Origin of the sequence: Pseudoblastomonas marina (assembly GCF_014641655.1) — a bacterium.
GTDB lineage: Bacteria > Pseudomonadota > Alphaproteobacteria > Sphingomonadales > Sphingomonadaceae > Alteriqipengyuania_A > Alteriqipengyuania_A marina.
Map to the genome: position 1 here is coordinate 1,178,784 of NZ_BMID01000001.1, position 12,727 is coordinate 1,191,510.

Consider the following 12,727-nt stretch of genomic DNA (forward strand, 5'->3'; position numbering starts at 1 on the left):
TCCATGGTGCGACTTACGACTTTTCGTCTTCGTCGACTTCGGAGAATTCCGCTTCGACGACGTCTTCGTCTTCGGAAGAGGAATCGCCCGAACCGGCTTCGCCACCCTCGGCAGCATCGGCGGCACCCGCTTCCTGCTGCTGCTGGTAGATTGCCTGGCCCATCTTCATGGACAGCTCGGTAAGCTTCTCGGTCTTCTGCTTGATCGCATCGCTGTCCTCACCCTCGAGCGCCGTCTTGGTCTCGGCGATCGCGGTCTCGATCTCGCCCTTGAGGCCGGCGTCGATCTTGTCGCCGTTCTCTTCGAGCTGCTTCTCGGCCTGGTGGACGAGGCTGTCGGCCTGGTTGCGGATCTCGGCCTGCTCGCGACGCTTCTTGTCGTCGTCGGCGAACTTCTCGGCGTCCTGGACCATCTGTTCGATGTCGTCGTCCGAAAGGCCGCCCGAGGCCTGGATCTTGATCTGCTGTTCCTTGCCCGTGCCCTTGTCCTTGGCGGACACGTTGACGATGCCGTTGGCGTCGATGTCGAAAGTGACCTCGATCTGCGGCACGCCGCGCGGTGCGGGCGGGATGCCGACCAAGTCGAACTGGCCCAGCAGCTTGTTGTCCTGCGCCATTTCGCGCTCGCCCTGGAAGACCCGGATCGTCACCGCGTTCTGGTTGTCCTCGGCGGTCGAGTAGGTCTGGGTCTTCTTGGTCGGGATCGTCGTGTTGCGGTCGATCATCTTGGTCATGATGCCGCCCAGCGTCTCGATCCCGAGCGAAAGCGGGGTCACGTCGAGCAGCAGCACGTCCTTGACGTCGCCCTGCAGCACGCCGGCCTGGATCGCCGCGCCCATGGCGACGACTTCATCGGGGTTCACGCCGGTATGCGGCTTCTTGCCGAAGAATTCCTCGACCACTTCGCGGACCTTGGGCATGCGGGTCATGCCGCCGACGAGCACGACTTCGTCGACGCCGGACTTGTCGATCCCGGCATCCTTCAATGCCTTCTTGCACGGCTCGAGCGTGCGCTTGATCAGGTCGCCGACCATCTTCTCGAGGTCCGAGCGGCTGATCGTCTCGACGAGGTGCAGCGGGGTGGACGAGCCACCTTCCATGCGCGCGGTGATGAAGGGCAGGTTGACCTCGGTGGTCTGCGCCGAACTCAGCTCGATCTTGGCCTTTTCCGCAGCTTCCTTGAGGCGCTGGAGAGCGAGCTTGTCGCTCTTCAGGTCCATGTTTTCCTTCTTCTTGAACTGCTCGGCGAGATATTCGACGATCGCGGCGTCGAAATCCTCACCGCCGAGGAAGGTGTCGCCATTGGTCGACTTCACTTCGAACACGCCGTCGCCGATCTCGAGGATCGAAATGTCGAAGGTACCGCCGCCAAGGTCGTAGACCGCGATGGTCTTGCCGTCTTCCTTGTCGAGGCCATAGGCGAGCGCGGCCGCGGTCGGCTCGTTGATGATGCGGAGCACTTCGAGGCCCGCGATCTGGCCGGCATCCTTGGTCGCCTGGCGCTGGGCATCGTTGAAATAGGCCGGGACGGTGATGACCGCCTGCGTGACGGTCTCGCCGAGATAGCTCTCGGCGGTTTCCTTCATCTTCTGGAGGATGAAGGCCGAAACCTGGCTGGGGGAGTAGTCTTCGCCGCCCGCTTCGACCCAGGCATCGCCATTCTTGCCCTTGACGATGTCGTAGGGAACGAGGTCCATGTCCTTCTTGGTCAGAGGATCGTCGAACCGGCGACCGATCAGGCGCTTGATCGCGAACAGCGTGTTGTCCGGATTGGTGACCGCCTGGCGCTTCGCCGGCTGGCCGATCAGGCGCTCATTGTCCTTGGTGAACGCGACGATCGAGGGCGTGGTGCGCGCACCTTCGGAATTCTCGATCACCTTGGGCTTGCCGCCGTCCATCACGGCGACGCAGCTATTGGTGGTGCCGAGGTCGATACCGATAACCTTGCTCATTGATTTCCCTACCTGTTTCGTTGTTGGACGCCGCTCTTCGAAGCTCCCGGCAAACCGGCAAGCCCGCATGGGCGGCTCGTGTAATGACCGGCGCGATATAGGAGGGGTTTTTCTTGTCGCAAGGGATGCGCCACGCTAGTTCGCGTCTCGGTTTCGACGAAGGACGAATGCGATGCGACAAACGCTGTTGGGCACCTCCCTGGTGATCGGGCTGGCCATGCTGGCCGCGTGCGACCGCGCGCCCGAGCAGCCCCCGCAGGAACAGTCCGCGATCGAAGGCCCCGACGGCCGCGAAGGCATCTCGGTCGGCGATGCGCGGCTCGTGCTGCCGCTGGTCGAGGGTCGCCCCGGCGCGCTCTATCTGACGGTTGCCAACGACGGCGCGAGCGCGGCCGAACTGGCGGCGATCTATGTCGAGGGTGCCGAGCGCGTCGAACTGCATGAAAGTCGCATGGAAGGCGGCGCGATGGCGATGGCCGCGGTGGACGCGATCCCGCTCCCGGCCGCGGGATCGGTCGTGCTCGAACAGGGCGGCCTGCACGCAATGGTGTTCGGCCTTGCGCCCGATTTCGATGCCGATAGCACCGAAATCACGCTGATCTTCGCCGATGGCGACAAGACCAGCATCGAAGCGCGCGTGACAACGGTCGCAGAGGCGAGCAACTGAACGAGGCAGCCCCTCTCCCTGCCTGCCCTATCGGCGGCGAACGCTCGCTGACTCCGGGCGAGGTCGAACTGGCGCGAGGCGTGTTCGGCAGCGCGGTCGATTACGGCAAGGTTCGGATAAGGCGGCGCAAGTTCATGCCGTTCCAGCCGAAGAAAGTTACCATGGCCCCGCGCGGCCACCTGCATTTCCATCCCCTCGGCGAAGCTTATTGCGACGATTTTTCGTCCGTGCCGCTGCTCCGCCAAGGCCTCTTCATCCACGAGATGACCCATGTCTGGCAGACCCAGGCGCGCGGCGACTGGTACCTGATCCTCCACCGCCACCCGTTCTGCCGCTACGATTACGCCCTCAAGCCCGGCCAGCCGCTGCACAGATACGGCATCGAACAGCAGGCCGAGATCGTCAAACACGCGTTCTGGCTGCGCAACGGCGCGAAGGTCGCCGGTGTCGCCTCGCGCGAGGCCTACGACTTGCTGGTGAGCTTTCCCGATGCAGGCTGATCCTGCCGCGCAGATGGCTTCGCGGGCCGCCGCCGAGCGGATCGTCAAGCGATACAACAATGCGATGTTTGCGGTCGTCGGCGCGTGGGTCGGCGTCGTCGTGCTGTTCTGGTCCCGCGCCCTGGGGCCCCTGCGACCCTATGATGTTGCCGCACCCGACACGACCGTGTGGCTATGGCTTGCGCTCGGCACGATCCTGGGGGCGGCGGCGACGTGGCTTCCGGGTGCCTATTACCGGCCACGGGCGTTCGAAATGCGGGGCCGTTTCTACGAAGGTCTCGGGATGAAGGCCCTGCGATCGGTCATCACCGACGGCGACATGATCACCCGGGCAGCACGGAGGAAAGACCCGAGCTACCGCAAATACGATTTTTCCGACCGGCTCGAGGGCATCCTCCAGGCGGGGGTGGCGTCCGAGAAATCCCACCATGTGTTATGGTGGTTCGGCGTCGCGACGGGTGCCTGTGCGCTGGCTGCCGACTGGACCGGCTGGGCGATCACGCTTCTCGCCTGGAACGTTCTGGCCAACCTTCTTCCGATGCTCCTGCAGCGCTATACCCGCGCGCGGCTGGCCCGGCTGAAACCGGAACTTGTGGCCGGATTCCTCGCATCGAAAGTCAGCGCAGGATCATGACTCGACCTGATCAACGGCGCCAGTACTGCCGGTAGCCGTCGGTATAGCGGCAGTCATCGTCGAGATAGCCGTTGCGATTGCCGTCGTAGAAGCCGTCGCAATCGTCGTCCTTGTCGGTGAAATAACCCGCGATCGCGCCGGCTGCGGCACCCACCGCGGCATAGGTCGCGATATCCTCGTCCGTGATCGCAGCGACCGCGGCGCCGGCCGCGGCGCCGACGGCGGCGCCTTCGATCGTGTAATTCTGGGCGCAGGCCCCGAGCGTGAGGGTGGAAAGAGCGAGCGCCGGGGCGGCAAGCATCCGAGTTTTCATCTTTTTTCTCCGTTGTCTCCCTGTTGCAAGTTCTACGGCGGGCATGCCCGAGAGTTCCGGAACTGTCCTTTCCGTAGGGGAATCCACAGACCCCGCGCTTGAGCGCCGCATCATCATTTGATAGCGATTGTGGGGTCCGGGCGGCCCAACCCGCGCCCGGCGGACATCTGACATCATGGAGCTTGAAGACTACGGTTTGAGCCGCGAGCGCGGCTATCTTTCGCATTACGAGATCGACGAAATCTCGCTTCCCGAGCAATTCGCCCCGATCGTCGAGGCGGCGGGCAATCTGTCCGCACTGCTGACCACCGGTCGGGTGCGCCATTTTCTCGATGCGCTGCCCGATCCCGAGATCGGCGAATGGGCCGAAAACGCACCTGAAGAAGAGGTCCGCACCGCGATGGTGCACTACTCCTTCCTCGTGCAGGCCTATGTCTGGGGCGAGGACGATCCCCCGGCCCACCTGCCCGCCAACCTGTCGTGCCCGATGTGCGCGCTCGCCGACCGGCTCGGCCAGGCGCCGCTGCTGCCCTATTCGGCCTATGTGCTCGACAACTGGTACCGGCTCGACAAGGACGGCCCAATCACGCTCGACAATATCGCCATGCACCAGAACTTCCTCGGTGGCGTCGACGAGAACTGGTTCGTGCTGGTCCACGTCGCGATCGAGGCCGAAGCGGGCGTGCTGCTCGACAATGCGGCCAAGCTGGTCAGCGTGGCGCGCGAAGGCGACACCACCGAGGCGACCCGCCTGCTGCGCGAAATGGACGCCGCGTGGGAGCGGATCTACGGTCACTTCGGACGCATGACCGAGCGCTGCGATCCCTACGTCTACTTCCATCGCGTGCGGCCTTACATCCATGGCTGGGCCAACAATCCGGCGCTCGAGGGCGGCGGCCTCGTCTACGAAGGCATGGAGCGCTACGAAGGGAAGCCGCAGGCGTTCCGCGGGCAGACCGGGAGCCAGTCCTCGATCGTCCCGGCTATGGATGCGCTGTTCCAGGTCGGCCATTCGGACGACCCGCTCAAGAGCTTCCTCGACGAGCTCCACCATTATCGCCCGGTCGAACACCGGCGCTTCGTCGAAGATCTTGCCAAGAAGTCGACCCTGCGCGAATTCGTCGCGGGTTCGGACGACAAGGCGCTCAAAGAGGCGTTCAACGCCTGTCTCGAACAGTCGGCGCGGTTCCGCACGCGGCATCTCGAATATGCGGCGAGCTACATCAACAAGCAGGCGGGCAGCATCGCGGGCAACGATCCCGATGTCGGCACCGGCGGCACGCCCTTCATGAAATATCTGAAGAAGCACCGCGACGAGAACCGCGCGCAGACCGTCTGATCAATCGCGTCCGGCGCGCCACCAGCCATGTTCGCCTTCGCGCGAACCGACGCTGGTGATCCGCCGGCGCGACAGGTCGATCGCGAGACCGCCGCTGTCCTCGAGATAGCGGCGGTCCGCCTTGAGCCAGCGCGGACGGCAGGAACGCGGCAGCCAGCGGTCCGAAATCACGATATCGGCAGCGCCGCAGGCGGCGGCCAGATCGCGTTCGGGCACATTGTCGCGACCCAGCGAAAGCAAGAGGTGCCAATCCCGGCCACCGCGCTCCATCACCGCCGTGCAGAAGTCGCGGTTGCACGAAGCCTCGGGGCTGTCGGCCAAGACCCGTAGATTGCTGTCGAGCCCGGCCTGTTCGGCGAGATTGTCGCGGACATAGTCGGATTGCGTGTCGCGCAACAGCGCCGCGCCGCTGCCATCGGCATCGACCAGTGCGATATGGCGACCATCGTCCGTTATGAGCAGGTCGGGCGGCCTCAGCGTGGCGAGCGCGAGCACGCCGAAGGCGACTGGTACCAGGCCGAGCAGTCGCGCGCGTCCGTGCCACAGTGCCAGCCAGAGACCGCCAGCGATGAACAGCGCGAAATGCCAGCGCTCCATCGTCGGCAAAAGCTTGACCGCGCCAGGTCGTTCGGCGGTGAAATGGGCGATGGCGAGCAGCAGGTCGAGCGACTTGCCGGTCAGCCACCACAGCGGCGCGCCGAGGCCGACCAGGTCGGCGAGCAGGGCGAGCGCGATCAACGGCATGGTGACGAAGGTCGTGAGCGGGATTGCGATCACGTTCGCGAGCGCGCCGTAGAGCCCCGAGCGATTGAAGTGGTAGAGCGCGATCGGCATCAGCGCGACCTCGATCACAATGCCCGTCAGCAGCAGCATGGCGAGCCAGCGTCCGATCCGGTGCGGGGCGCCCTCCTCACGCGGGCCCATGAAACGGCGGACGAATTGCGTTTCCGACAGCGCGATAATCGACATCACCGCGGCGAAACTCATCTGGAAGCTCGGGCCGATTACCGCCTCGGGCCATAGCAGCATCACCCCACCCGCCGCCACGGCGAGCATCCGCATCGAGAGCGGTTCGCGGCCCAGTGCCAAGGCGATCAGCACCAGCAAGGCCGCCGCGCAGCTGCGTACGGTCGGGACTTCCGCCCCGGTCAGCAGCGTGTAAGCGATCCCCGCGCCCGCGGCGATTCCCGCCGCCACCACCGGCAGGCGCACCCGCAAAGCGAGCCAGGGCGACAGCGCGAGCAGCTTGATAGCGATGAACCACGCCGCGGCCACCACCGCGCTGACGTGCACCCCGCTGATCGAGAGCAAGTGGGTGAGGCCCGCATCGCGCATCGCGTCGTCGTCGGCTTCGGCGATCGCACCGCGGTCCCCGCTGGCAAAGGCCGCGGCGATTGCGCCGGGCGACCCGCCCAGGTTTGCGCGGACATGTGCGGCGAGACGGCGTTGGGCGGAAGCGATCGGCCCCTCGCCCCTGGTCGCTTCGACGAGCTCGGGTTCGCCGATCACCGATCCGGTGGCGGACAAGCCGTCGAACCAAGCGGCGCGCGCGAAATTGTAGCTCCCGGGCAGCATCGGCGGGGCGGGCGGCATCAACCGCGCGCGCAGCCGGATTTGGGCACCCTCGACGAATTCCCGCCGGTCGAGATCGAGCGGGAGGTTGACCCGCACCGCCATCGCCCGACCTTCGTCACCGAGGCGCGTGGCCAAGGTGAGCCGCACCCGGTCGCGCGCGGGCTGTTCTTCCCGCGCGATGATCTCCCCCGTCACCCGCTCGACCATCGGGCGCTCGATCGGTTCGGCCCCCACCAGCTCGGACTTCGCCCACACCAGCGCACAGCCCAGCATCAGCGCGAGCGGGAGCGCCAGCAAAGTCATCCGCAGGTAGGGAAAGCGCTCGGCGAGCAGGGTGTTCGACCAAGCCGCGACGACGACCAGCGCGCAGGCCCCCAACCAGCCGACCCACCAGGCCGCAGCGGGTAGCACGAACCACGCCGCGATCCCTGCCCCGAGACCCACGGCGAGCCACGGCGCACGATCGAATCCCGCCCCCTCGATCCTGCGGTCCAGCCACGCGGCCCCGCTGGACAAGCGCGCACGCTTTCGCCATTGGCTTTGCTGCATCGCAGCGTCGGCCTCGTCGTCGGCGTCGAACGGCCCTGCTGGCGCTTCCCCTTGCCCCACGGCCGCATAGGACAGGAAGGTTTTTCGAATGGCAAGCGAGACGAATGCGTCCGCGCCCGTGGTGACCCGCTTCGCGCCCTCGCCCACCGGGTTTCTTCACATTGGCGGGGCACGCACCGCACTGTTTAACTGGCTCTTCGCGCGCCACCACGGCGGCAAGGTGCTGCTGCGGATCGAGGATACCGACAAGAAGCGTTCGACGCAGGAAGCGATCGACGCGATCCTCGACGGGCTCGACTGGCTCGGGCTCGACTTCGATGACGAACCGGTGTTCCAGTCGCAACGCGCCGAGCGCCATGCCGAGGTCGCGCACCAGCTGCTCGAAAGCGGCCATGCCTACAAGTGCTTCGCCACCTCCGAAGAACTCGAGGCGATGCGCGCCGAGCAGCGCGCCAACAAGCAGCCGATGCGCTATGACGGGCGCTGGCGCGATCGCGAGCCCGGCCCCGAACAGGAAGGCCAGCCCTATACGATCCGGCTCAAGACCCCGACCGAGGGCGAGACGGTGATCGAGGACGAGGTCCAGGGCACGGTCAAGGTCCGGAACGCCGAGATCGACGATTACATCATCCTGCGCGCCGACGGTACGCCGACGTACATGCTCGCGGTGGTGGTCGACGATCACGACATGGGCGTGACCCACGTCATCCGCGGCGACGACCACCTCAACAACGCCTTCCGCCAGTTGCCGATCTACGACGCGATGGGCTGGCCGAAACCGACCTATGCCCACGTCCCGCTGATCCACGGCTCGGACGGTGCCAAGCTGTCCAAGCGCCACGGCGCGCTCGGTGCTGAAGCCTATCGCGACGAACACGGAATCCTGCCCGAAGCGCTGTTCAACTACCTGCTGCGGCTCGGCTGGGGCCATGGCGACCAGGAGGAGTTCACGAAGCAGGAGGCGATCGAATTGTTCGATCTCGACCATGTGGGCAAGAGCCCCTCGCGCTTCGACCTCAAGAAGCTTCTCAACCTGAACGGGCATCATATTCGCGAGGCCGACGATGCGCGGCTGGCCAAGCTCGTGGCGGCGCGGATGGAACAGCCTCCGGCGCACGAATTGCTCGAACTGGCGATGCCGGTGCTCAAGCTCCGCGCGCGCAATCTGGACGAGCTGGCGACCGGCGCGGCGTTCCTCACCCGAAAGCGCCCGCTCGATGTCGACGAGAAGGCCGCGATCCTGCTCGACGAGGAAGGTCGCCAGCGCCTCGCGCTCGTGCATGAGCGGCTTTCTTCCGAAAAGGACTGGACTTTGGAGGCGTTGGAGGCCAGCACGAAGGCGCTCGCCGAAGAGCTCGAAGTCGGGCTCGGCAAGCTGGCGCAGCCGCTCAGGGCCGCGTTGACAGGGACGACCCAGTCTCCCGGAATTTTTGACGTGCTGGTGCTTCTCGGCAGAGAGGAAAGTCTGGCACGGATCGCCGACCAGGCGGTTTGAACATTATACCATCAAAGACGGAGGATCGCGCGTGAGCGACCAGGCCAAACTCGAAACCGGCGGCAACACCTACGAATTTCCCAAACTTTCCGGGACCTGCGGACCCGACGTGGTCGATATCCGCAAGCTCTATGCCCAGACCGGGCAGTTTACCTACGATCCCGGTTTCACCTCGACCGCGAGCTGTGAGAGCGGGCTCACCTTCATCGACGGCGAGGAAGGCGTGCTGCTGCACCGCGGCTACCCGATCGGGCAGCTGGCCGAGCATTCCTCGTTCATGGAAGTGGCCTATCTCCTGCTCAACAAGGAACTGCCCGACCAGTCCGAGCTCGACGAGTTCATCTACACGATCACGCGCCACACCATGGTCCACGACCAGCTGCGCCAGTTCTACCAGGGCTTCCGCCGCGACGCGCACCCGATGGCGATCATGTGCGGCGTGGTCGGCGCGCTGTCGGCGTTCTACCACGACAGCACCGATATTTCCGATCCCGAACAGCGCAAGATCGCCAGCCATCGGCTGATCGCGAAGATGCCAACGATCGCGGCGATGGCGTACAAGTACGCGGTCGGGCAGCCGTTCCTGCAGCCGCAGAACGACCTCAGCTACACTGGCAACTTCCTGCGCATGACATTCGGCGTCCCGGCCGAGGAATACGAAGTGATCCCGGCGGTAGAAAAGGCGATGGACCGGATTTTCATCCTCCATGCCGACCACGAACAGAACGCATCGACCTCGACCGTGCGCCTCGCCGGTTCGTCGGGCGCGAACCCGTTCGCCTGCACCGCGGCGGGTATCGCCTGCCTGTGGGGCCCGGCGCATGGCGGCGCGAACGAAGCCGCCCTCAACATGCTCCACGAGATCGGCACCCCCGACAAGATCCCACACTATATCGAGCGCGCCAAGGACAAGAACGATCCGTTCCGCCTGATGGGCTTCGGCCACCGCGTCTACAAGAACTACGACCCGCGCGCGACGGTGATGCAGAAGACCGTCCGCGAGGTTTTCGATGCGCTCGACGTCAAGGACCCGGTGTTCGAGACCGCGCTCCAGCTCGAGGAAATCGCGCTCAACGACGATTACTTCAAGGAAAAGAAGCTGTTCCCGAACGTCGACTTCTATTCGGGAATCATCCTGTCGGCGATCGGTTTCCCGACGACGATGTTCACCGCGCTGTTTGCGCTCGCCCGCACTGTCGGCTGGGTCGCGCAATGGAACGAGATGATCTCGGATCCCGGCCAGAAGATCGGCCGTCCGCGCCAGCTCTATACCGGTCCGACCCAGCGCGACTACGTCTCGATCGACAAGCGCTGATCGGAGGCCGACCTGGGCGCCGTTGGTGGCGCCCCGGCGCTACTCCTAACCGGCGGCGGAGGGCAGGGTCAGCGTGAAGCGCCCGCCCTCCCCGTCGCTGCTGGTCACGGCGAGTTCGCCGCCCATCGCCCGCGCGAGCTTGCGCGAGATATAGAGCCCGAGCCCCGAACCGCCGTCGCCCGAACGGCCGAGCCGTTCGAACTTGTCGAAAATCTTCTCGCGCTTGTTGGCGGGAATGCCCTGGCCCTCGTCGACGACGTGGACTCGCGCCTTGCCGTCACCCTGGTCGAGCTCGATCCGCACCTGCGAGCCCTGGGGGGCGTAGCGGATCGCGTTGCCGATCAAATTGAGCAGGATCTGGAGCACGCGGCGGAACTCGGCGGTCGCGGGCACGCGTTCGGTGGTGTCGGGCCCCACGAGCGCGATGTCCTTCTCGCGCGCGCGCACGCCGACGATACCCGCGGCGCGCTGCGCGACGTCGGCGAGATCGATCCGGTCGGGCGCGGTGCGGAAATCCGCCGCTTCGACGATTTCGAGGTCCGACAGGTCGTCGAGCAGCGCCATCAGGTGCTGGCCGGCAGACGCGATATCGCCCGCGTAATCGCTGTACTGGTCGGGTAGCGGACCTGCGAGCCGCGCGCGGATGGTCTCGGCGTTGGCGATGATCCGCGCGAGCGGCTGACGCAGCGCCGGCGCGACGTCGCGCGCGATCATGTGATCGACCGCCTCGTCGGGGTCATCGCCCGCGCGCACGCTCCGGTCGAGCGGGCGATCGGCGGTGAGCGTCAGCTCGAATCCGGCGAGATCGCCGACCGGGGTACGCCGGGGGTAGAGTCCGATCGTCCACTTCCGCTCCGACCCTTCGACCATGCATTGCGCGCCGTCCAGCAGGCGCCAATGCAATTTGGCGCGATCGTCGAGCCCTTCGATCCGCACGAACTTGCTCCAACGCTCGCCTTGCGCGCGGGCCATACTCTTGAGCAGCGGTGTGAGGTCGCGCGCCTCGCTCTCGGCGGCGACGATGTTCTGCTCGGCATCGAGGATCGCGGTGAAATCGGCGAGCGCGCGGTCGGCGGCGTGGGGCGCGCCTTCTCCCGAAGCGTCTCCATCGGCTTCGAATGGCATCGCCTGCCAGTTGCGGACACAGATCTCGCAGCCATCCTCGAGCGGGGTCAGCTCGATCCAGGCGGTGATCGCCTCGTGGTCGTCCTGCGCCTGCATCGTGCGCGCGATCTTGAGCCCGTATTCGCGCGCCTTGCGGACCGATTCGAGCAGCGAGGGGATCGCGATCGTGCCGGGGATAGTGCCCCCGCAATTGAATTGCAGGCTCGCCAGCGGCTCCTCGGCCGAAACGAGCCGGTCCCGGCGATCGCTGAAAGCCTTGGCGGCGGTCTTGCCCGGTGCGTTCATTTGCCGGCGACTCCCCGCGCATTGCCGCCGAGCAGCTTGAGCGCGCTGTGCTGGTCGATTTCGCCGAGGCCTTCCGGAAGGCGGGCGTCGGGATGGATCAGCAGGACCGTGCGTTCGACCTGCTGGCGATCGCGTCCGGCTGCGCGCAACATAAGGCCCAGGCGCGGCGCCTGCCCCTCGGCCACGCCGAGCGTTGCATTGTCGCGCGATACCCCGCTCGCCCGCGCCAGCGCGGTGACGAACAGCGCGATGCCCGCCTGTTCGGGATCGAGCGCGGCATCGCGGGTGGCGTCGTCATAGACGAGCAAATTTCCGACCCCGTGGCGGGTATGGCCTTCGTCGTATGAATCCTGGACCGAACGGATCGCCAGCTGCACGTGGCGGCGCGAATCGGCCTGACGATCGACCGCCTTGCGCAGGCTGGTGAGACAGAAATTGAGCAATTCTCCGGGCAGCTCGCCGAGTTCGACCTGCATGCGCCGTGCATGCTGGGCGAAGCGCGCCTGCGCGGTCAGGAAGGCCATCGCGAGCCGCGCGGTCTCGGGCTTGTCGGACCCGACCAGCTCCTTGACCAGCGGGGTCAGCACAAGCTCTGTCGAGCGCCGCTCGGCGAACCGTTGGGCGAGCCGCCATTCGATCGAGAGTGCGTGGAGGTGCGAGAGCAGGTCCTGGTCTTCCGCCAGCGCGGTGACGAGCGCATCGAGCCGGTCGAGCGGGATCGGTTCGTCATTCGCATGGCCCGCGGTGTCGAGATACCGCCGGAGCATCTGGGTCCCGAGGTGGTCGAGCATGCCGCGCACGCGGGCGAGCACTTCCTCGTGGAAAAGCGAACTCTCGCTATTGGCCACCAAGTGCCGCAGCACCGGAGCCGAGGAACTGAGCGCCTGGTCGCAGCGCTGCAGCGCGCCGCGCAGCTCGTCGGACACGGTCCCGTTTGCGCCAGTGGTGAGAGTCTCCTCGCTCATTGTCGCGCGATAGC

At 65.8% G+C, this 12,727-nt stretch carries 11 protein-coding genes; 6 read left to right on the forward strand and 5 right to left on the reverse strand.

Annotated features, from left to right (window positions below):
* Positions 1-13 precede the first annotated feature (13 nt).
* Positions 14-1,951, reverse strand: a complete 1,938-nt coding sequence (gene dnaK, locus IEW49_RS05725; RefSeq protein ID WP_188641779.1) for a molecular chaperone DnaK — start codon at positions 1,949-1,951, stop codon at positions 14-16.
* 187 nt (positions 1,952-2,138) lie between these two features.
* Here dnaK and IEW49_RS05730 point away from each other — a divergent pair, with 187 nt between their 5' ends.
* The 3 genes from IEW49_RS05730 to IEW49_RS05740 are packed head-to-tail and all read left to right on the forward strand — an operon-like array spanning position 2,139 to position 3,752.
* A complete protein-coding gene (locus tag IEW49_RS05730; protein ID WP_188641780.1) occupies positions 2,139-2,618 on the forward strand; it encodes a copper chaperone PCu(A)C in 480 nt (159 codons plus the stop codon).
* A 29-nt stretch (positions 2,619-2,647) separates the two neighbouring features.
* Positions 2,648-3,118 (forward strand): vgr related protein, encoded by a 471-nt coding sequence (locus tag IEW49_RS05735; RefSeq protein ID WP_188643106.1) that lies wholly within the window; start codon positions 2,648-2,650, stop codon positions 3,116-3,118.
* The gene (locus tag IEW49_RS05740; RefSeq protein ID WP_188641781.1) at positions 3,108-3,752 is read left to right on the forward strand and encodes a glycosyl-4,4'-diaponeurosporenoate acyltransferase CrtO family protein; all 645 of its coding nucleotides are present in this window, start codon (positions 3,108-3,110) and stop codon (positions 3,750-3,752) included. Before IEW49_RS05735 ends, IEW49_RS05740 begins: the two co-directional genes overlap by 11 nt.
* Positions 3,753-3,762: 10 nt before the next feature.
* Here the strand turns inward: IEW49_RS05740 and IEW49_RS05745 are convergent, their stop codons facing one another.
* Complete coding sequence (locus tag IEW49_RS05745) at positions 3,763-4,065, reverse strand: YMGG-like glycine zipper-containing protein (RefSeq protein WP_188641782.1); 303 nt, start codon at positions 4,063-4,065, stop codon at positions 3,763-3,765.
* A 175-nt stretch (positions 4,066-4,240) separates the two neighbouring features.
* On the opposite strand from IEW49_RS05745, the gene IEW49_RS05750 reads away from it, so the two are divergent.
* The gene (locus IEW49_RS05750; RefSeq protein ID WP_188641783.1) at positions 4,241-5,404 is read left to right on the forward strand and encodes a PrnB family protein; all 1,164 of its coding nucleotides are present in this window, start codon (positions 4,241-4,243) and stop codon (positions 5,402-5,404) included.
* Here IEW49_RS05750 and IEW49_RS05755 read toward each other — a convergent pair whose 3' ends face one another.
* Positions 5,405-7,588: a ComEC/Rec2 family competence protein gene (locus IEW49_RS05755; protein WP_229658096.1), complete on the reverse strand. Its 2,184-nt coding sequence runs from the start codon at positions 7,586-7,588 to the stop codon at positions 5,405-5,407. It lies immediately after the preceding gene.
* A gap of 28 nt (positions 7,589-7,616) precedes the next feature.
* On the opposite strand from IEW49_RS05755, the gene gltX reads away from it, so the two are divergent.
* A complete protein-coding gene (gltX, locus tag IEW49_RS05760; RefSeq protein WP_188641784.1) occupies positions 7,617-9,023 on the forward strand; it encodes a glutamate--tRNA ligase in 1,407 nt (468 codons plus the stop codon).
* 31 nt (positions 9,024-9,054) lie between these two features.
* Positions 9,055-10,338, forward strand: a complete 1,284-nt coding sequence (locus IEW49_RS05765; RefSeq protein WP_188641785.1) for a citrate synthase — start codon at positions 9,055-9,057, stop codon at positions 10,336-10,338.
* 45 nt (positions 10,339-10,383) lie between these two features.
* Here IEW49_RS05765 and IEW49_RS05770 read toward each other — a convergent pair whose 3' ends face one another.
* Together IEW49_RS05770 and IEW49_RS05775 are read right to left on the reverse strand one after the other, a co-directional pair.
* The gene (locus IEW49_RS05770) at positions 10,384-11,748 is read right to left on the reverse strand and encodes a sensor histidine kinase (RefSeq protein WP_188641786.1); all 1,365 of its coding nucleotides are present in this window, start codon (positions 11,746-11,748) and stop codon (positions 10,384-10,386) included.
* A complete protein-coding gene (locus tag IEW49_RS05775) occupies positions 11,745-12,713 on the reverse strand; it encodes a hypothetical protein (protein ID WP_188641787.1) in 969 nt (322 codons plus the stop codon). Before IEW49_RS05775 ends, IEW49_RS05770 begins: the two co-directional genes overlap by 4 nt.
* Positions 12,714-12,727: the final 14 nt, after the last annotated feature.

What these genes read in the sequence shown, in the direction of transcription:
- IEW49_RS05775 (WP_188641787.1), bottom strand. Translation starts at nt 12,713, where the DNA reads ATGAGCGAGGAGACTCTCACCACTGGCGCAAACGGGACCGTGTCCGAC.
- IEW49_RS05740 (WP_188641781.1), top strand. Translation starts at nt 3,108, where the DNA reads ATGCAGGCTGATCCTGCCGCGCAGATGGCTTCGCGGGCCGCCGCCGAG.
- IEW49_RS05770 (WP_188641786.1), bottom strand. Translation starts at nt 11,748, where the DNA reads ATGAACGCACCGGGCAAGACCGCCGCCAAGGCTTTCAGCGATCGCCGG.
- IEW49_RS05745 (WP_188641782.1), bottom strand. Translation starts at nt 4,065, where the DNA reads ATGAAAACTCGGATGCTTGCCGCCCCGGCGCTCGCTCTTTCCACCCTC.
- IEW49_RS05750 (WP_188641783.1), top strand. Translation starts at nt 4,241, where the DNA reads ATGGAGCTTGAAGACTACGGTTTGAGCCGCGAGCGCGGCTATCTTTCG.
- dnaK (WP_188641779.1), bottom strand. Translation starts at nt 1,951, where the DNA reads ATGAGCAAGGTTATCGGTATCGACCTCGGCACCACCAATAGCTGCGTC.
- gltX (WP_188641784.1), top strand. Translation starts at nt 7,617, where the DNA reads ATGGCAAGCGAGACGAATGCGTCCGCGCCCGTGGTGACCCGCTTCGCG.